The sequence below is a fragment of the Elusimicrobiota bacterium genome, assembly GCA_041660185.1.
In the GTDB taxonomy this organism is placed as follows: domain Bacteria; phylum Elusimicrobiota; class Elusimicrobia; order 2-01-FULL-59-12; family 2-01-FULL-59-12; genus JBAZWU01.
The window spans coordinates 68,545-87,755 of record JBAZWU010000003.1; the positions used below are offsets into that span (position 1 = coordinate 68,545).

Here is a 19,211-nt window from a genome sequence, read left to right on the forward strand (position 1 = left end):
CAGGCGGGGAATCCATCATGCCAAGATGCTTGGATCCCCGGCCAGCTACCGCCGGGGATGACGAATAGGTACGGTCTCTACGGTGCGATCACCAGATCGTCAAACTCCGCTGTGGTGCCATCCGTGGTCCAGAGACCGACCTGGCCCGGACGGAGGTCGGTTTTATCTTTCCCCCCCATGACGAGCTGCCCATCCAGGTAAAGCGTATATAAAGACTTACGGAAAAGAAGCCGCAAGGTATGCCAGGTGTAGGGCGAGACGATCGCCCCTTTATTGTCGAGTTGCTTTAATTTGTCCTTCTTAACCCGATACAGCGAACAACCGATATCCTTTGTGTCAATGACCGCAACATGGTAGAGTTCCGGGTTTTGATACCGGTAGACAATTCCCAAAGACTCGCTCCCCGGATTTTCCGTCACCTTAAATTTGACGGTGATGTCGCCATCTTCCAGAAAAAGATCCTTCACCAGAATCAGGGAAAAAGGGTTCCCGGGGCCGGCTTGACCGTTTTGCACCAAAACATGTGGCCGCGAAACCGGGCGGGATTTCCCCTGTACGCTCCAGCAGGCCGTGGAAACCCGTGTCAAATTCGGGAGAGAGAATCCTTTCGGCAATTGGTTGGGGATGTCTTTATCGAAATTAAAAACAGCCTGCGGCGCACCGGCGGCTGGCTCAGCATCCGGATCGATGGGGGGCGCCGCGTAAGCGGGCTTGCTGAACAGAAAAATAACTCCAAGCCAGAGGGTCATGGTCCTAGCGCGTTTCATTAGAAGGCCTCCGAAAAAGAAAAAAGAATGGCGCCCCAGCCGCAATCATCCCAATCCCTGCCAGGGCGGCTCGCCAATCCTGTTGGAACTCATGAAAAACCATCCAGCCTACGATGAGAATGAACGCGATTGGAAGAACCGGGTATCCCCACGCCTTATAGGGTCTCGGTAAATCGGGCTTCAAGCGGCGCAGAACGAATAAGGCGCTCACGGTCAGAGCATTGATCAGGAGGCTGGGGACTGTCACGTAATCGTCCAGTAAACGGTAAAAGTGGGTATGGTCCACCCCGCCCCAAAGCGCCAGAAGAGCGCCCCAGAGCGTCACCAGCACGATGGAATCGCCAGGGGTTCGAAACCGGGGGTGGATCCGGCTGAATCGATGGAAAAAATAACCCTCCTGGGCCATGGCGAACGGAATCCGCGGCGCGGTCAAAAGGGTGGCGTTCAAACACCCGAGAACTGAAAAGGCGATGAAAAACGAAACAAAGCGCGCCGCGTTCGGGCTGAACATTCTTTCAGAGGCTGACCTGGCGATCGCGATGACCCCCTGCATTTCCGTCACCGGCATCGCGTAGAGATAGACCACGTTCAGCAAAAGATACAACGACGCGGTCAGCAGCACCCCGGCGATGAGAGAGAGCGGGATGGTGCGCTCAGGCCGTTTCACTTCTCCCCCCACATAGACGGTCGCATTCCACCCGCTGTAGGCATACATGATGGGGATGAGCGCCATAGCGATTCCCGCCAGCCATCCAGTGGGGTGGGTCGTCAGGAGGGGCAAGGCATTGGAGAGGTGGCCGGACCCAAAGAACGCCCCGGCCAGGGCAAACCCGATAATCGCGACCATTTTCAGAAAGGTGATGGCATCGACAACAGCGGCACCGACCTGGACTCCTAAATAATTCAGCGCGCCGAAGATGAGTATCAAGCTGATGGCACAGCCTTGAACGTGGAGGGGATTTGTCAGCCCGATATATTTGGTAAAACCGACCGCCAAAATCGCTACGGTGCCCGATTGGGTGATTAAAACCGCTGCCCATCCATAGAGAAAACCCCAGAAGGGGCCGTACGCTTCCCGCAGGAATACGTAATTCCCCCCGGCCCGGGGATAAGCGGCCCCGAGTTCGGCGTAGGAAAGCGCCCCGCTGATGGCGAGGAAAGCCCCCAGGATCCAGGCCAGAATCATGACCCCTGAGGAAGGCAAAAGCGAAGCGATACGGCCAGGGGTCGTGAAAATCCCAACCCCGATCATGTTGCCGACGACCAGCATGGTGCAGGAAAAAAGCCCGAGGGCTCGTTTTAGGCTGTTGGGTTCGGTCATGCCCCGTAACCTGAAATTAACATTGGGTTCATAACACCGTAACGTACCAGGGCTAACCTATGACCAGGAGGATTTTATGGACTTCCTGGCACTCAATGGTTTGTGGATTGGTCTGGGGCTTGTCGTCGCTGGATTTGCCCGCGCCAAAACACTCGCCCACTTGCGATAAACGCGAGGCTGCCCCTCACCTGCCCTCAACGTTATGGCTTCGTTGGTTGGACTGTAAACTCGCTGGTCGCTAAAACCTCATCCACTTCGTTCGTAATGTCCACTTTCCAGGAACCCGGCCATATGCTCTTGCTGCTCCACGTGCGAACCGCCGAGTAATTCACGTCCAGTGCCACCTCAGCTTCCTTTTCCCCGTCGGCATACCAGACATGTTTAATCTTGAGAGGCGCATGCTCCGTCATCACTTTGGTCCAGCAATACACGCGCGGAACCGATTCTTCAAAGGTTTTGGCTTCCCCGAGAAGCTCCCGGTTTTCGATGGCTGTTCCTACGGCGACTTTCTCAATTTGAACGGATTTAGCGTTTAAAACAGGCTTCGCATCGGTTTCTGCGGCCACACGACCCTCTCCCAGCGACAATGCTAAAAAGGCGGCTCCGATCAAGACCTGGACTTTTTTCATGATCCCCCCTGATTCGATATGAGTATCCCAACCGTCAACGACTATTTCTTCAGCGGAAGTTCTTCCTGCTTTTCGTCGTCTTCGTCTTCTTTGGCGAGAGGCGCGATGGCGGCCAGCTTGTCGTCTTGCTCCTGGCGGAGCAGACGAACCCCCTGCACATTGCGCCCGATGATCGAAATGTCCTTGGCCGGCATGCGGATGCTCATGCCTTTGGAGGTCATCAGCATGATGTCTTCGCCGTTGTTGGCTTTGACCAGGCCGACGACTTTCCCGTTGCGCTCGTTCGTCTTCATGTTGATGACACCCTTGCCGCCGCGGGATTGCAGACGGTACTCGCCGATCTCCGTGCGTTTGCCGTAGCCGTTTTCGGTGGCGGTTAAAAACACGTCCTTCGGCCCTACGGCTTCCATGCCGACAACCAAATCTTTCCCCTTCAGCCGGATGCCACGCACCCCCCGACCGGCCCGGCCGATGGGACGAACCTCATCTTCCTTGAACCGGATCGCCAGACCGTCGCGCGTCCCGATCACAATCTGAGACTTGCCGTCTGTGTGCTTCACGGCAATGAGACTGTCCCCGTCTTCCAGCTTGATGGCGATGATGCCGCCGCGGCGCGGGTTCGCGAATTCAGCGAGGACGGTTTTTTTAATCGCTCCCATCTGGGTGCACATCAACAGATTGGTTTCCTTGCCTTTCTCTTCCACAAAGGTGCGCACCGGGATGGCGGCGGTGATTTTCTCATCCTGCGCCGAGAGCTGGACAAAATTGACGATCGCCTTCCCCTTGGCCGCGCGGCCGGCTTCGGGGATCTCGAAGACGCGTGTCCAGTACACGCGCCCCTTGTTCGTGAAGAGCAGGAGATAAGCGTGCGTGCTGGTGACAAAAAGCTCCTCGGCGAAATCCTCTTCGCGCGTGGTCATACCGGTCGCGCCCTTGCCGCCGCGGCGCTGGGCACGATAGGCCGTCACGGGAAGCCGCTTGATATAGCCGGCATGCGAAATGGTGACGACGACATCTTCCTCTACGACGAGATCTTCGATGTCGAACTCCTGGGCAGCGCTGGTAATCTTGGTGCGGCGCTCATCGCCATATTTTTCCTTGAGCTGCTGGAGCTCTTCCTCAATAATGCTAAGGACCTTGCGAGAATCGATCAGAATGCCTTTCAGCCGCGCAATGGTTTTCAGCAACTCTTCGTATTCATCTTCGATCTTTTTGCGTTCCAGGCCCGTGAGTTGCTGCAAACGCATGTCCAGAATCGCCTGGGCCTGAAGACGGCTGAGTTTAAAGTTTTCGATCAAGCGTTGGCGAGCCGTATCCGTATCCTTGGACTCCCGGATCGTTTTGATGATCCGGTCCAAATGATCCAACGCAATTTTCAGGCCTTCCAGGATATGCGCGCGGGCCTCTGCCTTGGCCAGTTCATAGCGTGTACGCCGGATCACGATTTCGCGCCGGTACTCGACATAATGGCGCAGGACTTCTTTTATCGGAAGAACTTTGGGCTTGCCGTTGACGAGCGCCAGCATGATCACGCCGAAAGACGTTTCCAGGGAGGTGTGCTTGAACAACTGGTTTAAAACGATCTGGGCGTTGCCTTCTCGTTTGATTTCGATGACGACCCGGATGCCGTCGCGGTCAGATTCATCGCGGATGTCGGAAATGTCCTCAATCCTTTTATCGCGCACCAGCCCCGCAATGGTCTCCAGCAGCGTCGTCTTATTGACCTGATAGGGGATCTCATTAACGATAATCGCCTGGCGGCCACCGCGAATATCCTCGATCTCGGTTTTGGCGCGGATGGTTACGGAACCGCGTCCGGTTTCAAAATAATCCTTGATGCCCTGACGGCCCATAATGAAACCGGCGGTCGGGAAATCCGGGCCTTTCATGATTTTCAGGATCTCCGGGGTCGTAATCTCGGGGTTTCCAATATAGGCGCTGATGGCGTCGCAGACTTCGTTCAAGTTGTGCGGCGGGATGTTCGTCGCCATGCCGACCGCGATTCCGGAGGAGCCGTTGACCAGCAGGTTCGGCAGTTTGGCTGGCAGAATAGACGGTTCAGTCATGGAGCCGTCATAGTTCGGAACGAAGGCGACGGTGTCCTTGTCAATATCGCCCAGGAGCTCGTCGGCGATGGCACCCAGCCGTACCTCGGTATACCGCATGGCCGCCGGGGGATCGCCGTCAACGCTGCCAAAGTTGCCCTGCCCGTTCACCAGGGGATATCGCAGGCTGAAATCCTGGACCATGCGCACCATGGCGTCGTAGACGGAGAGGTCGCCATGCGGATGGTATTTACCCAACACATCACCGACGACGCGAGCGCTCTTCTTGAAGGCGGAACGGTGCGTCAGCCCCATCTCGCGCATGGCAAACAGAATCCGGCGATGAACCGGTTTCAAGCCGTCACGCACATCCGGCAGCGCGCGCCCGACGATTACGCTCATCGCGTAATCGATATAGGACGTCTTCATCTCGTCTTCGATATTGCGGGGAAGGACGCGATCGCTGGGTTGTTCGGTCGGTAAAGTCGGCTCAGCCATTTAAATATCCAAATTCCTGACTTCGAGGGCGTGGCTTTCGATAAAAAGCCGCCGCGGCTCCACGCGGTCGCCCATCAACGTATTAAAGACCTGGTCCGCGCTGACTGCATCCTCCAGCTTCACTTGCAGGAGCCGGCGTTTTTTTGGATCCATCGTCGTTTCCCAAAGTTGAGTGGGGTTCATTTCGCCGAGACCTTTGTAGCGCTGGATGTAAGCGCCCTTGCGCCCAAAATCCTTGATGGCGGCCAGGAGCTCCCGCACATCGATCAGCTCGCGGACGTCCCCTTCGGAAATAATCCGGTAAATGGGTTTGCGCTCATCTTCTTTCCCGCCCGGGGCTGACGCTACCTCAAAACCGGCCTGGGTTAACTTATCGACCAGTTGGTCGATCTTCGGCAACTCCCATAAATCTTTGACTTCGGGCCCCATCTCTTCTTCGATTTCGCCGGCGCTCGTTACTTCTTCGCCCGCGGCCTTCATCTCTTGCTCTACTTTTTCCTTGCGGGCATTCAGATACGCTCCCTTAAATTGTTTCCATTCCTTCTCCGTCCAGATGTAGCGGGGGCCGTCCTCTTGATCAATCCGGTAAAGCGGCATCTTGTCCTTATTCTTGAATTCGAAATAATTCGCCAGGCCCAGCCCCTTTTTCGAGAGCTTGCGGAGCAGCGCTTCAAGGTCGGTCAGCCATTTGAGCGCCTGCTTCAACTGGGTAGTTTCGATTTTTTTGACGACCTTGCCCTTGTTGAGCGTATAGAGCTCCACGTGCTCCAGGCCTTCGCCGAGGAGCCATTGATCGAGCGCCTCGTCGGCATCCAAATACATCTCTTTCTTGTCTTTCTTAATCTTGAAGAGCGGCGGCTGGGCGATATAAATGTAGCCCTCTTTGATGAGCAGCGTCATCTGCCGGAAAAAGAAGGTCAGGAGCAGCGTGCGGATATGCGCGCCATCCACGTCGGCATCGGTCATGATGATGATTTTCTTGTAGCGCGCCTTCTCCAGTTTAAAATCCTCTTCTCCCACGCCGGTGCCGATGGCCGTGATCATGGTCCGGATTTCCTCATTGGAGAGGACCTTCGTTAGACGGGATTTTTCCACATTGATGATTTTCCCGCGCAACGGCAAAATGGCTTGAAAACTGCGGTCGCGGCCCTGCTTGGCGCTGCCGCCGGCTGAATCGCCCTCCACAATGTAGAGTTCGGTACGTTCCGGGTCCCGGTCCGAGCAGTCGGCGAGCTTGCCGGGCAGCGAAGCCGAATCCAACGCTCCCTTGCGGCGGGTGAGTTCGCGCGCTTTCCGCGCCGCTTCCCGCGCTTCCGCCGCCACAATAATTTTCTCACAAATCTTCGACACGATCGGGGGATGCTCCTCAAAAAAGGCGGTCAGGGCGTCTCCGGCGATCGATTTCACGATCCCTTCCACCTCGCTGTTGCCTAGCTTCGTTTTGGTTTGACCTTCAAACTGTGGATTCGGCACTTTAACGGAGAGTACCGTAGATAGCCCTTCGCGGGCATCGTCGCCCGAAATCGTGATGGGGCGGCCCTTTAAGAGGTCGTTCTTTCGAAGGTAATCGTTGAGGACGCGGGTCAGAGCACTGCGGAAACCCGTCAGGTGGGTGCCGCCGTGTATGGTGTTGATATTGTTGACGAAGGAAAAGAGTTGCTCGTTGTAGCTGTCGTTGTACTGGATGGCGACTTCCACGTAAACGCCTTCCCTTTCCTTTTTGAAATAAATGGGTTCCGGGTAAAGAACCGACTTATTCGCGTTAAGGAATTTGACGAAGGAAATAATGCCGCCTTCGTAGTGAAAGGTGTGCTCTTTATCTTCGCGCTCGTCGATCAGTGTAATGCGGGTGCCCTGGTTGAGGAAGGCCAGTTCGCGCAGCCGGTTGGAGAGGGTGTCAAACGAATATTGAGCCTCTGTAAATATCTTCGGATCCGGCTTGAAACTAACTTTGGTGCCGTGGTCGTCGGTCTTGCCTTTAACCGTCACGGTACCCGCCGGGATACCCCGCTGATACCGCTGGACGTAAATCTTACCGTCCCGGTAAACTTCCACCTCGAGCCACTCCGACAGGGCGTTTACAACGGAGATGCCGACGCCGTGAAGACCTCCGGAGTAGTTGTAGGACTTCTTGTCGAACTTGCCGCCGGCGTGCAGAACCGTCATCACGACTTCCAGCGCGGGTTTATTTTTCAGCTTGGGGTCTTTAACATCTTTCATCGGGTCAACGGGAATCCCGCGCCCATCATCCAAAACCGTCACGGAATTGTCGGGATGAATGGTGACATCGACGGACTTGGCGTACCCCGCCAGCACTTCGTCGATGGAGTTGTCGACGACTTCGTAGACCAGATGGTGAAGACCCGACGGGCCTGTGGAGCCGATGTACATGCTCGGCCGCTGGCGGACCGCTTCGAGGCCCTCCAGAACGGTGATTTTCGAGGAATCGTAGGTTTCCATGGTCTTAGTTGTCATCCGACATCATCCTTACCGAAATATCGCGTAAAAAGGCTTTTTGAAAATACCGGTTGAGTCGTCGGACGAGCTCGCGTCGGCGCAGGTTGATTTCCTGCATGGCGGGGGAGGACTTCACCTCAACAATTAACGAAAAATTATCCAGCGCCACAATGCGCGCTTGCCCGTCCCATCCGCCCATTTCAGCCTGCCAGGCCTTTTCTAACAGGGGGAGGTGATTCGAGAGACCTTTCTCCCGGCAAAACGACCGTACTTCCTGCTGGATAGGGCTTAAAGCCATTCCGTTAAGCCCGCATCGGCATGATGACCGACAGGGCCTGGTCATCCCCCACGGGACGTATCACGCCTGGATTGAGCGAACTCGAGAACTCCAACAAGGCTTCCCCTGTATCAATATTTTTCAACACATCCAGAACAAAACTTGGATTAAAAGAAATCTCTAAGTTTTTCCCCGAGAAATCAACCGGTAATTCATCTTCTACTTCCACGCGTCCCTGCGCCGATCCCAGCGCGCGCAAACGCCCTTTTTCCAAAACAAAACGCACCGCCCCTCCACGGTCGCCGGAACCGAGGGCCGCGCGCTGCGTCATAGTCAACAGACTTTTTGTTGGAACTTGAACTTTGACATCAGAACTTTTCGGGATGACTTGCTCGTAATTAGGGAAGTGCCCCTCAATCAGCCGTGAGATAATGACTGTCTCTCCTAGCTTAAAAGCGACCTGGTTCTCCGTAATACTGAGTTGGACCTGGGTTGTCCCTGAATCCCCTGAAGCCAGCAACCGTTCTACCTCGCGAATTGCTTTGGATGGAATAATCGCTGAAATGGACATCTTTTTATCCGCTACCACACGGGCGATATAGGCAAGCCGTCTTCCATCCGTCGCCACCATGCGGGCGATGCCTTTATCAAGAATAAAATAAATACCATTCAAAATATAACGGGTCTCATCCGTTGAGACTGAGTAGGCTGTCTTCCTAATCATCTCTTGCACCGTTTTAGCTTCCATGGAAACTGAATTATCTTCAGGGAACTCGGGTAAGACGGGAAAGTCTTCCTTGGGTAAACCTAATAACACACACCGCGTTTTCCCACTTCGGATTTCCATGCGCGTTGCTTCTTGTGTCACAATGCGTATTTCTTCGCTATCTTGAAGGGTCCGAATAAAATCACTAAATGTTTTGGCTGGGATGGTTAAAGAACCTTCCTGGACGACTTCCGCTTTAATAACACACCGAACGCCTACTTCTAAATCCGTAGCCGCTAATTTTAATTGGGTTGTTTTTGTTTCCAGGAGAATATTACTCAATACAGGCAACGTACTTTTGGAAGATACGGCGGATTGAACAATCTGAATGCCTTTGAGGAGTTCGGGTTTAGAACAAACGATTTGCATGAGTTTTACACAGTCCTATCTGTTATCACTCTATTGTAATAAATACGTAGCCGTAGTCGTAGTAGTCTGTATAGTAAGGATAAGAGATTTTAGAATTTTAAAAAGCATTTAACTCAACGTTTTTAAGAGGAATGATTAAGAAGAACATCCTCTGGATAATTGGTGATAGTTATCCCCGTTACTCACAAGGGAGGAACTTGTCCACACCTTCAGGGAGTTATCCCTGCTTTGTGCCCCAACGAATCTCTTGAATAATTTTATTGATTAAGGCCGCAAAGAAGGGATCAGTTCCCAGGCGGTTTTTCACTTTATTAGTCGCATGCATGACCGTGGTATGGTCTTTGCCGCCAAACGCATCGCCGATTTGGGTGGTCGACATGTCCGTGAGCGTTCGGGTCAGGTACATCGCGATTTGCCGCGGAAAAGCGATCGCATCTGTGCGGCGCTTGGATTTCATGTCATGCACGTCCAGATGGTAATGCTTCGCGACCACGTCCTGGATCTTTTCAAGTGATACCGGTGACGCCGCTTCTTCTTTAGCCAGCACGTCTCGCAGGGTTTCTTTGGCGGAATCAACGGTCAGCGGCACCCCGGTCAAAGACGCATGGGCCACAACACGAATCAGCGATCCCTCCAGCTCGCGGATATTAGTTCGCACATGGCTGGCGAGGAACAAAATAACATCATCCGGAACAAAAAGGTGTTCCCCTTCAGCTTTTTCACGCAAAATGGCGATGCGGGTCTCCAACTCCGGCGCCTGAACATCCGCCACCACCCCCCATTCAAAACGAGTGATTAGGCGTTCCTGAAGGGTCGGAATTTCTTTCGGCGGACGGTCGCTGGAAATGACGATCTGCTTGCGGGAGTCGTAAAGCGTATTAAAGGTGTAGAAGAATTCTTCTTGCGAGCTTTCCTTGTTCACGAGAAACTGGATGTCATCGATGAGCAAACAGTCCAGATTCCTATACTTCTGCCGGAATTGATTCATCCTCTCAAATCGTAGCGAATCGATAAATTCATTGATGAATTTCTCGGACGTTGTATAGAGAACTCGCGCCCGCGGGTTGATCTTCAAAACATGATGCCCGATCGCGTGCATGAGGTGGGTTTTCCCAAGACCAACCCCGCCGTATAAGAAGAGAGGGTTGTAGGCTTTCCCAGGGTCTTTAGACACCGCTTGGGAAGCGGCTTGCGCAAAACGATTGGAATGCCCAACGACAAAAGACTCAAAGGTATAACGTGAATTCAGATAAGACTCAATCGGAGGAGTCACCGGAGCGGCTGCGGGAGTCAGCGGAATAAACGAGGGACCGGGATTGGATGGGGAGTCGTGATCTTCGGTCGAGCGAAGCACCTGGAAGCTCAGCGTGACCGGATCGCTGGACCGTTCTTTTAAAAGGGATTCAATACGGTTCTGGTAGTGGTCGCGAAGCCAATCTGCGAAAAAGGCGTTGGGGACCTGGAGGACTAAACGGTTCCCGTCCAAGGAGAGTGCTTTAATCGGTTTTAACCAGAGATCAAACGACTCGCTATTCATCTCCGGCCGCAAAACAGACAAAACGTCGTCCCACAAGCTCTCAACGACACTGTGCATGCTTCGTCACTCCATTGGGAAAAACGGGGAAAGATTAGTCTGAGAAACGTTCGGTATTGTAGACGTTGTCAGGAGCGATGTCAAATCCATTTTCTCGACGGAAAATTGCCCATTTCTCGGAGAGCCGGACATAATCCTCCAACTCCAAAGTTTCCGCGCGTTTCCCGGGATCCACACTTTGTTGCTTGAGCCAGTTTTCCACCGCTTTTTTGGCGAGGCCGCTGTGATACGAAAGGCTGTTGCCCAGCGTCTTTCGCCGGTGCGCGAAGGCGCCGTGCGCCAGATCGAAAAAAGAGGGGATCGTTTCCGGTGGCACGTCCGGGCGCACCTTCCGGCGCAGGCGGATCACCGCGGATTGGACTTTCGGAGGCGGCCGGAAAGCCCCGGGTTTCACATTTAGGATCAGTTCGACTTTGGCAAACAGCTGGACCGCCAACGACAAAATTCCAAAGCTCCGGGAACCCGGGCCGCTCCGCATGCGATCGGCTACCTCTCTTTGGATGAGGAAGACCCCCGTATCCCAGGCAGGCCAGGTCAAAATCTTCTCAAAGATAGGAGACGTGATGGAATAAGGAAGGTTGCCAAGAATTTTCATAGGTTGGCGGGCGTCGTCCCGGGGGAACAGACTGGAGAGATCCACCCGCAAAAAATCGCCGGGGATAATCGTCACATGGACGTTATCCTGAAAGCGATGCTGGAGATCACGCGCGAGGGTTTTGTCCAGCTCAACGACTACCAGCGTCCCGACCCTCGGAACCAGCGCCTCCGTCAGGATTCCTTTGCCGGGGCCTATTTCGAGCGCCGTGGTGTTCGGAGTCAATTCAGCGGCAGCGAGAATGGTTTTGATGACATTCGGATCGCGTAAAAAATGTTGACCCAGGGGAGGACGATGCGTCATTGGCTGTAACGAGCGGCCAGAATAATCGCTTCGATCATGGGCCGGGCATCCGCGCGATTTTTCCCCGCGATATCAAAGGCGGTGCCATGACCTGGTGAGGTCCTTATAAAAGGAAGGCCCAGCGTGATGTTGACCAACCGGTCCGGCGCGTAAAGTTTCAAGGGGATCATCCCCTGGTCGTGATAAGCGGCCAGGACCAAATCATACGTACCCTTAGCCATGTCCCGGAAGACGCTGTCTGCGGAGAGCGGTCCTGTGACGAGAATACCTTCCCGCGCCAGGGCCCGCAAAGCCGGCCGGAGCGTTTTCATTTCATCTTTTCCGATTAATCCCCCGTCGCCGGCATGAGGGTTCACGCCGCAGGCAACGAGGCGTGGATGCTTCTTTTTCAGAATCCGTCGGATAAAGTCGAACCCCAACCGCGCGGATTCGCGCACCCTCGCAGCGGTCAAACAGCATGAAACGTCCTGCAAAGGGATATGTCGGGTCATTAGAATCGTCCGGAGAGGTCCGGCAACCATCAACATGGCTACGGGTTTGGAGCCGACTTGCACGGCCAGCCACTCGGTATGTCCAGGAAAACCGAGACCGGCTGAATCAAAGGATTCCTTGGAAACCGGAGCGGTGACCAGGGCTTCCGCCTGTCCGGCCATTAAGAGTGTCGTGGCCTGGGTTAGCGAATCAATAGCCGATCGGCCCGCTTCGGCAGAAGGGTGTCCCAGGCGAAGGCGTTTGTTCAGGCCTGGAACGGCCAGCATGGGCGCGCGGGGAAGCGGCTGCCGGTGAAGCGTCAGGGCCAACGGGTCCCCGACCACCAGAGGCGTGCAGCAGGCGTGCACCCGTTCATCCTGCAGGGCTTTTGAAACAATCTCCGGTCCGATGCCGGCCGGATCACCCAGCGCGATAACAATGCGAGGCTTCATAGAAGAATGGTGGAGCGCGGCGAGATCCGGTTACTCGAAGTTGTTGACCTTGATCTCCGCTTTGGAGCGTAGTTCTTTAACGTAGCTTTCCAGGCGTTTGGCCGCCCGTTGCTGGAAGAGATATTCACGCAGATCGTCTTTGAGTTCGTCGAAATTGGGTTTACGAGAAGCCTTTTTCTCATCGACGAGAATCAAGTGATAGCCGAAGTCCGTCTCAACAATATCCGATGTCTGGCCGACGGCCAGGCCGAAGGCTGCTTTTTCAAAGGGAGGCACCATTTCATTTCGCGAAAAATAACCCAGGTCCCCTCCACGCTCTTTGGATTGAGGATCTTCGGAGTATTTTTTGGAGAGTTCCGAGAAATCAGCGCCTTTCTTTAGTTGGCTCTGAATGTCCTTGATCGTTTTCTGGGCTTCGTCGCGCTGGCTCTTGGACGAACCCGCCGACGTCCGAATCAGAATATGGCGGGCCCGGACGCGCTCGCCAAAGCGGCGCTGAACGCTCTGGGCCAACGATTTGAGCTCATCAATTTCGCTCGGGGTATGGCTGCCCGGGATCGGCTTGTCCTGCAGGATCGCCTGGAGGGTGTCATAAAGATCCTTCACGTCGGTGTCCGATGGAGGCGGTACCTTGGCTTTGACTTCCTGATCAATGAGTTTGATGGTGGAGAGCTGGTCCTGAAGATGGCCGCGAAACTCCTCGTTGTTCATCCCGGCCTTCTGCATCTCCTGCTTGAATTCTTCTTCGGTGGCAAAGCGGCCTCGGACCTTCTTAACCCCGTCGTCGATTTCCAACTGGCTGATCCGGATCGATTTCTTTTTCGCTTCCTGGGTGAGGAGCCGGTCTTCAATCATCTGGTCCAGGACGCGTTTCTTGATATCCGCCACATGCTCCGGCGTCTGCTCGCTGGCCGGAGCCATTTTCTTGAATTGGTCCAGAATGGGCGTGGCATTTTTTTCAAATTCAGATAAAAGAATGGCTTGCCCGTTGATGGTCGCCAGAGTACGGTCCAGGACCTTGGCCTGCGCTGGCAGGAGCAATAGCGTCCCCATCCCAGAGGCTGCCACCAATGACGTCATTCCCCGCAGCCACTGGCGGCCCCGTCCACCCGTGGAGTTCTCTATCGTCGGGGCCGTCCCGACCATCGAGCACTTCGACAGACGGACGGGACGGGGAATCCAAGCATAGATCCCCGACAGAGTCACTCGGGGATGACGGCTTAAGAGAGAAGACGCGTAAAATTTCTTGTTCATGGTTGTGGGGGCTCCTGTGGGGCGGCCGAAGCCGAAAGCGGTTCCAGCGAGGCGAGAGCCTTCTCGTCTATTGTGACGCCGAGCGCTTCCTTCTTTTTCGTCACCCATTGGTCGAATTTCTCGCGTTCTAATCGAGCGCGAATGCCTTCCTTGACGGATTCGTAGGACTGGGGCGGCAATTGCGCCTGCCCTAGTTTTTTAATGATATGAAATCCAAACGGGGTCTTCACGGCTCCGGAGACCTCCCCGACTTTCAGGCGAAAAGCCACATCCTCAAATTCCGGCATCAGGGCGCCATGCCGCAACGGCGAGAGTTTCCCCCCACGTGAGGCCGTGGCCGGATCTTTGGACATCTCGCGGGCAACTTTCTCAAAAGGTTCATTGGCCCTCAGCCGGGCCAGGACTTCCAGGGTTTCCGGTTCCGAGCTCACGAGGATATGGCTGACGCGAATCTCTTCAGGCTTGTCGTAATCGTTCTTGCGATCTTCGTAATAGCGCCGGGTTTCCGCATCGGTGACCGCCAGATCCCCTGAACGCAGCTGGCGGGAATAGCTGCTGGCGAGCAAATCCTCTTCGTATTCCTTCCGCCGCAGCTTCAGAAAGCGGTCGAACCGGCGGAGCGCGTCCCGATAAGCGCTGTTTTTCGCGAGTCCCGCCCGGCGCGCCTCCGCGACCAATACTTTTTCCCGAATCAACAACTGGATAAACTGCCGCCGGCCTTCGGCGGAAACAAGGTATTGCTGGTACTCGGCAGGTGTGGCCTGCATGCGGAATTCGGCTTCGCTTTTGGTGATGGAAGTCCCGGCCAGCCGCGCGATCACCGGATCCTGGGAATTCCGGCAGGCCAGAAGCCCTCCTCCGGCTGAAATCAGAGCGGATAAAACGAGAAATTTTCGAGGGATCATAAACATAAACCCCACGCTGACGTGGGGTTCGATCGGACTATACCAAATTCAATAGAGGCAGCCAAATCAGGCAAATTTGATAGTTAATCCCGCTAGCGGTTGAATCGCTTCAGCCGGTTGGGGGTATCAGTTGTTTGCGGGCAAAACGGATTGCTTCACGCAGCTTCTTTTCCAGAAGCCGGCGAGGAGGGAGATCTGTCAGATATTGGGCTACCTGGATTCCGCAGCGGTCCAGCTGAAGCAGTTCGATTTGTTCGTTTGATTTCCCCGCACAGAGAATGAGCCCCAGGGGCGACTCTTCGCCGGGTTTTCTTTCATTCCGATCCAACCAGCGCAGATATAATTCCATCTGACCTTTGTATTCGGGCCGAAATTTACCGAGCTTTAGCTCCACCGCAACCAGGCGTTTAAGTCCGCGGTGGTAGAACAGCAAATCCAAATAGAAATCATCGGGGCCGACGCTGATTCTTTTCTGACGCGCGACAAACGTAAACCCACCCCCGAGCTCGAGGACGAAAGCTTCCATCTCACGCAAAATCGCGGCTTCAAGATCTTTCTCTTGATAAGCACCTTTGAGGTTAAGAAAGTCCAGCAGGTACGGATCTCGGAAGATCAGGCTTGGTGTTAGACGATCTTCTGTTCGAAGGGTCCGTATTTCTTGTTTGATAACCCGCGCTGATTTTCGAGACAAAGCCGTACGCTCAAACAGCATGGAACCAATTTTGGCCCGCAGGACCCTTATGCTCCATCTCTCAACACGACACATTTCTGCATAGAAATCTCTTTGAAGACGATCTTTCAGTGAAATCAATTCCACAAAGTGGCTCCATCCTAATTGTCGCGATAGCGCCACAATGATTTTCCCATCCGGGAACCGCTCTGCAAATAGAAGAAACCGCGCCAGATTCCTTTCGCCGAATCCGGCGACCAATATCCCAGTAAAGCAACGTTAATCCTGCGTTGACTGTTTGAGCGACTTGCGTCTTAGTGGTTTCGATCAGAAGCCGGATATCTCCAAGCAAATGATCCTGATGATGGGGCAACGGGGATAAGGGATTCACAGGTTTCTATCTCTTAGAGGGCGAATGGGGAGAAATATTCACCCATCAACAGAAAAAGCGATCTGATCCCGATTGGGCCAGTATTTATTTGTCCAGGCGGGCGAAGAGATCCTTCAGGTAATGAACAGGGCCGTTGGATTCATAGGCCACCGGCTGGGCCTGGAGGGTAAAAGGCGGACCGGGGCGGAAGCGGATGTTGGAGCGCTCCTGCGCCAGCTGGAGGAGCGTATTCGGTTCCACCGGAGTGTTTTGCAGGAATTGAATATCGAGTGAGGAGGGCTTCTGAATGACCGCGGCCACGCCAAGGTCCCGGGCCGTCAGGCGCAGGGCAGATACTTCCAGGAGCATCTCGGCTTCCAGAGGCGGCGGGCCGAAGCGGTCTTCCAGTTCGGCTTTGACCGCTTCTAGAGCCGCCGAGGTTTCCGCGGAGACCAGCTTTTTATAAAAGAGGATACGCAGTTCTTCGCTGGGCATGTACTCATGAGGCAAGAAAGCGTGAACCGCCAGATCCAGATTCGGGAAACGGGCGGCGGAGGGAGCGGGTTCTCCTTTGAGCCGGGCGATCTCCTCCTGCAGCATCTGTGAATAAAGATCGAGTCCGACCGCAGCGATGAATCCGTGCTGCTGCTGGCCCAGAAGATTCCCGGCTCCGCGGATTTCCATATCCCGCATAGCCAGGCGATAACCGCTGCCAAGCTCCGTGAATTCCCGCAGGGCTTCCAGGCGCGCCCGGGCATCCGCGGTCAGCGGCACGGATGGGGAATAGAAAAGGTAGCAGTACGCTTTCTGCCGGTCGCGTCCGACGCGTCCACGCAGCTGATAGAGCTGCGCCAGGCCGAACTCTTCCGCTTCCTCCACGATCAGCGTGTTGACTGTCGGGATGTCGATGCCGGATTCGATGATGCTGGTCGCTAAGAGGATCTCGTGGCGGCGGTGCAGGAATTCCCACATGACTTTTTCGATCAATGGGCCGCTCATCTGCCCGTGGACTACCCCGATGGAGACCCCCGGCAGAAGTTGCTGTAGGAAGTGGAGCCGCGTGTTCAAGGACTGTACGCGGTTGTGGACGTAAAAGACCTGACCGTTCCGGTCGAGTTCCTTTTGGATCGCTTCCTTGATAACCGAATCTTCGTACGGGCCGACGAACGTGGAGATCGGCAGACGGCCGGTCGGCGGCGTCTCGATTATGGAGAGCTCGCGCATCCCCGAGAGCGCGAAAGACAGCGTGCGCGGGATGGGGGTGGCGGTCATGGTCAGCACATCCAGATGCGCGCGCATCTTTTTGAGCTGTTCCTTGTGCTTGACGCCAAAGCGGTGCTCTTCGTCGATGATCAAGAGGCCCAGATCCTTGAAGACCACGTCCTTTTGAAAGAGACGGTGTGTTCCGATAACGATGTCAAGGGTGCCGTTGGCCATGCCGAGGAGCGTTTCCTTTTCTTCCTGGGCGGTCTGGAAGCGTGAAAGCATGCCGATGCGCGCCGGGTAATCCGCGAAGCGTTCCTGAAAGGTCCGGAAGTGCTGTTCCGCCAGAATGGTGGTCGGAACGAGCACCCCCACTTGTTTGGAATTCACCACGGCTTTAAAGGCGGCGCGCATCGCCACTTCGGTTTTACCGTAGCCGACGTCCCCCAGGATCAGCCGGTCCATGGGATGAGGCGATTCCATGTCCTGCTTAACAGCCTCGATCGAGCGGTGCTGATCGGTGGTTTCCTCGTATAGGAAGGAAGCGGCGAACTCTTCTTCAAGATGCGCGTCCGGCGGAAAGGCTACCCCCGGCAGCGCGGCCCGCGCCGCATGCACGCGCAGAAGGTCCCGGGCCAGCTCCTGGACGTTTTCCTTCACGCGCTCTTTCACGCGCTCCCAGGCCGCGGTGTCAATCGAGTTGAGGCGTGGAGACTTCCCTTCCGCGCCGGAGTATTTTTGGATCTGTTTAAAATCCGTCAGCGGGACATAGAGCCGGTCGCCTTTCGCGTATTCGAGCTTCAAATACTCGGCTTCCTGCCCGGCAGCCCGCAGAAGCTCCAGTCCCTTGTACCGGCCGATACCGTAGTGTTCGTGCACGACATAATGGCCCGGCTTGATGTCCTGAATTTCCTGAATAACTCCGCCGCCTTTGAATTTCGGCAGGCGCGGCCGGGGGCGGGTGCGGCCGAAGATTTCAGCGTTGGTCAGAACCAGCAGATCCGGTTTATGAAAAAAACCGGCGCGCAGAGGACCCAGCAGGAATTCCATCCCGGCTGTTCCGTGGGAGCCCAGGTGTTCCTCCAGAAGCTCCTGCAGCCGTTCGCTTTCCCCGGCGTTGTGGCTAAAAAACAAGACCGGGTGACTCTCGGATCGCACGCGCCGGGCTTCTGCGGCCGCTCCGGCGACGCCCGGGGCAGATACCGAAGGCGACGAATAAAATCCAGCATCCAGCGCGTCCGGCCGGGGAAGACCAGAGTAAAGAATGACCTGAGAGACCGTCCCCTCCTTGTCATCCCCTGCAACCACCCCTCCGTCATCCCCGGCGGTAGCTGGCCGGGGATCTAAACATCCCGGCATGATGGATTCCCCGCCAGAACCCGCGGGGAATGACGAATCAAGGCGCGCGCCTGCCTGACGGCCGGCTTGGCTGGCGATAACATCCGGGTCCACCTCATCCCAAAACCACGTCATGTTTTCAGGGATGTGGTCGATCAGTTTCCCGGAGGCCTTGGTTTCTTTAAACGGCAGGAGCGGCCGGGCATCCAGATACGCTTCCGAGCGTTGGGTCCCAGAGCTGAATTCGCGCAAGGACTCAAGCGCGTCGCCGTCAAAAAGAAGCCGCCAGGGTTTTTCAGCGTTCGGCGGCCAGAGATCCACGACTTCCCCTCGCACCGCCATTTCCCCTTCCATCTCCACCATCTCCGTGCGCTCGTAACCGCCCTGGGCCAGTTTTTCGAGAAGGGAGGAGCGGGGATAGGTCCGTCCGGCGCGCAGCTCCAGCGTCCGGGACCGCAAATCCGCCGGGGAGAACGCGGGTTTGTCCAGCGCGTCTTTGGAACAAACCAGAATCGCCCACGTGTCCCGCGTGTTCCAGAGGCCCAGCGACGAAATCCGCGCGGCTTCGTCGATCTCCGGGAAAAGTAAAAAGAGAGGGCGCTCGGATCCCGGCCACAAACTTCCCCAGGCGTCCAGGTCCGCGACGAGTCCTTCGGCTTCCACGTCATCGCGCGTAACGACCACCAGCGACTCGCGGGAACGCTTGGCCAGTCCCAGCAGAAAAAAGGCTTTGCTGCCTCCGGGCAGTCCCGTCAGCCTCGCGGGTTTGCCGGCCGGAAGCATGGGACATAGCGAGCGTACGGAGGAAAGAAGGGAGTCTCGGGTCGCGGTCATTTAAATTCTTGTAGCATTTTTCACTTAACAGCGTGATGAGAAAAAGGCGCGATTACGCCATAACGCAATTACGTTGATTATTTCGCTGTTCCA

Annotated in this window: 13 protein-coding genes and 1 pseudogene; all 14 read right to left on the reverse strand. The window is 55.3% G+C overall.

The window, feature by feature from the left end; all coding sequences use genetic code 11:
• Positions 1-77: 77 nt before the first annotated feature.
• The 14 genes and pseudogenes from WC859_03970 to mfd all read right to left on the reverse strand — a co-directional run bounded on the left by WC859_03970 (position 78) and on the right by mfd (position 19,118).
• Positions 78-767: a family 16 glycoside hydrolase gene (locus WC859_03970; protein ID MFA5975304.1), complete on the reverse strand. Its 690-nt coding sequence runs from the start codon at positions 765-767 to the stop codon at positions 78-80.
• Positions 754-2,088 (reverse strand): amino acid permease, encoded by a 1,335-nt coding sequence (locus WC859_03975; protein MFA5975305.1) that lies wholly within the window; start codon positions 2,086-2,088, stop codon positions 754-756. Before WC859_03975 ends, WC859_03970 begins: the two co-directional genes overlap by 14 nt.
• Before the next feature lie 200 nt (positions 2,089-2,288).
• Positions 2,289-2,717 (reverse strand): DUF2914 domain-containing protein, encoded by a 429-nt coding sequence (locus WC859_03980; GenBank protein MFA5975306.1) that lies wholly within the window; start codon positions 2,715-2,717, stop codon positions 2,289-2,291.
• Between the two features lie 41 nt (positions 2,718-2,758).
• Positions 2,759-5,260: a DNA gyrase subunit A gene (gene gyrA, locus WC859_03985; GenBank protein MFA5975307.1), complete on the reverse strand. Its 2,502-nt coding sequence runs from the start codon at positions 5,258-5,260 to the stop codon at positions 2,759-2,761.
• Positions 5,261-7,735, reverse strand: coding sequence for a DNA topoisomerase (ATP-hydrolyzing) subunit B (gyrB, locus tag WC859_03990; protein MFA5975308.1), 2,475 nt, complete (start codon positions 7,733-7,735; stop codon positions 5,261-5,263). It abuts the gene before it with no gap.
• Entirely contained in the window at positions 7,725-8,015 is a 291-nt protein-coding gene (locus WC859_03995; protein ID MFA5975309.1) for a DciA family protein, read from the reverse strand. The genes gyrB and WC859_03995 overlap by 11 nt, the downstream gene beginning before the upstream one ends.
• A gap of 4 nt (positions 8,016-8,019) precedes the next feature.
• Positions 8,020-9,129 carry a DNA polymerase III subunit beta gene (gene dnaN / locus WC859_04000; GenBank protein MFA5975310.1) on the reverse strand — a complete coding sequence of 370 codons (1,110 nt, stop codon included), beginning with the start codon at positions 9,127-9,129 and terminating at the stop codon, positions 8,020-8,022.
• 217 nt (positions 9,130-9,346) lie between these two features.
• Complete coding sequence (gene dnaA / locus WC859_04005; protein MFA5975311.1) at positions 9,347-10,723, reverse strand: chromosomal replication initiator protein DnaA; 1,377 nt, start codon at positions 10,721-10,723, stop codon at positions 9,347-9,349.
• A 34-nt stretch (positions 10,724-10,757) separates the two neighbouring features.
• On the reverse strand, positions 10,758-11,621 hold the full coding sequence (gene rsmA, locus WC859_04010; GenBank protein MFA5975312.1) for a 16S rRNA (adenine(1518)-N(6)/adenine(1519)-N(6))-dimethyltransferase RsmA: 864 nt from the start codon (positions 11,619-11,621) through the stop codon (positions 10,758-10,760).
• On the reverse strand, positions 11,618-12,544 hold the full coding sequence (gene pdxA / locus WC859_04015) for a 4-hydroxythreonine-4-phosphate dehydrogenase PdxA (GenBank protein MFA5975313.1): 927 nt from the start codon (positions 12,542-12,544) through the stop codon (positions 11,618-11,620). The genes rsmA and pdxA overlap by 4 nt, the downstream gene beginning before the upstream one ends.
• Before the next feature lie 30 nt (positions 12,545-12,574).
• Positions 12,575-13,798 (reverse strand): peptidylprolyl isomerase, encoded by a 1,224-nt coding sequence (locus WC859_04020; protein MFA5975314.1) that lies wholly within the window; start codon positions 13,796-13,798, stop codon positions 12,575-12,577.
• Positions 13,795-14,703 (reverse strand): peptidylprolyl isomerase, encoded by a 909-nt coding sequence (locus WC859_04025; protein MFA5975315.1) that lies wholly within the window; start codon positions 14,701-14,703, stop codon positions 13,795-13,797. Before WC859_04025 ends, WC859_04020 begins: the two co-directional genes overlap by 4 nt.
• Positions 14,704-14,812: 109 nt before the next feature.
• Positions 14,813-15,764, reverse strand: a pseudogene (locus tag WC859_04030) (PDDEXK nuclease domain-containing protein).
• A gap of 84 nt (positions 15,765-15,848) precedes the next feature.
• The gene (gene mfd, locus WC859_04035; GenBank protein MFA5975316.1) at positions 15,849-19,118 is read right to left on the reverse strand and encodes a transcription-repair coupling factor; all 3,270 of its coding nucleotides are present in this window, start codon (positions 19,116-19,118) and stop codon (positions 15,849-15,851) included.
• Positions 19,119-19,211 lie beyond the last annotated feature (93 nt).

Bases quoted from the DNA above. Each gene is read 5' to 3' on its own strand.
- WC859_03970 (MFA5975304.1), bottom strand. From the start codon at position 767: ATGAAACGCGCTAGGACCATGACCCTCTGGCTTGGAGTTATTTTTCTG.
- WC859_03975 (MFA5975305.1), bottom strand. From the start codon at position 2,088: ATGACCGAACCCAACAGCCTAAAACGAGCCCTCGGGCTTTTTTCCTGC.
- WC859_03980 (MFA5975306.1), bottom strand. From the start codon at position 2,717: ATGAAAAAAGTCCAGGTCTTGATCGGAGCCGCCTTTTTAGCATTGTCG.
- gyrA (MFA5975307.1), bottom strand. From the start codon at position 5,260: ATGGCTGAGCCGACTTTACCGACCGAACAACCCAGCGATCGCGTCCTT.
- gyrB (MFA5975308.1), bottom strand. From the start codon at position 7,735: ATGACAACTAAGACCATGGAAACCTACGATTCCTCGAAAATCACCGTT.
- WC859_03995 (MFA5975309.1), bottom strand. From the start codon at position 8,015: ATGGCTTTAAGCCCTATCCAGCAGGAAGTACGGTCGTTTTGCCGGGAG.
- dnaN (MFA5975310.1), bottom strand. From the start codon at position 9,129: ATGCAAATCGTTTGTTCTAAACCCGAACTCCTCAAAGGCATTCAGATT.
- dnaA (MFA5975311.1), bottom strand. From the start codon at position 10,723: ATGCACAGTGTCGTTGAGAGCTTGTGGGACGACGTTTTGTCTGTTTTG.
- rsmA (MFA5975312.1), bottom strand. From the start codon at position 11,621: ATGACGCATCGTCCTCCCCTGGGTCAACATTTTTTACGCGATCCGAAT.
- pdxA (MFA5975313.1), bottom strand. From the start codon at position 12,544: ATGAAGCCTCGCATTGTTATCGCGCTGGGTGATCCGGCCGGCATCGGA.
- WC859_04020 (MFA5975314.1), bottom strand. From the start codon at position 13,798: ATGAACAAGAAATTTTACGCGTCTTCTCTCTTAAGCCGTCATCCCCGA.
- WC859_04025 (MFA5975315.1), bottom strand. From the start codon at position 14,703: ATGATCCCTCGAAAATTTCTCGTTTTATCCGCTCTGATTTCAGCCGGA.
- mfd (MFA5975316.1), bottom strand. From the start codon at position 19,118: ATGACCGCGACCCGAGACTCCCTTCTTTCCTCCGTACGCTCGCTATGT.